Genomic DNA, 279 nt, shown 5'->3' on the forward strand with positions numbered 1-279 from the left:
GTGGGAGCTGGCTTGCCGGCGATAGGGCCAGTACAGGCTAGCGACAATGCCTCAAGCCACCTCAGCCCCATCATCCGGCCAATGCGGCTCATTGGCCCCCGGCGGCGTCAGCGGCGGCAGCCCATACGCCGCCCGCGCATCGTCACAGCTGGGGTTGTGCACCCCACCTTCCCACGACGCCTCGAACTCGCGGCAAGGGCTGGAACGGTTGGCATAGATGGTACAAGCCACCCCTTTACCGATCTCGCCCTCAACGCTGACGCAGCGGCATGGCTTGGC

At 66.3% G+C, this 279-nt stretch carries 1 protein-coding gene; it reads right to left on the minus strand.

Annotation, left to right across the window (positions count from 1 at the left end; all coding sequences use genetic code 11):
* Window positions 1–51: 51 nt before the first annotated feature.
* On the minus strand, window positions 52–279 hold a 228-nt coding region (locus tag SB765_RS29130), incomplete at its 5' end, for a YkgJ family cysteine cluster protein (protein ID WP_410932419.1).

Origin of the sequence: Pseudomonas sp. SIMBA_067 (assembly GCF_046534675.1) — a bacterium.
Classification (GTDB): domain Bacteria; phylum Pseudomonadota; class Gammaproteobacteria; order Pseudomonadales; family Pseudomonadaceae; genus Aquipseudomonas; species Aquipseudomonas putida.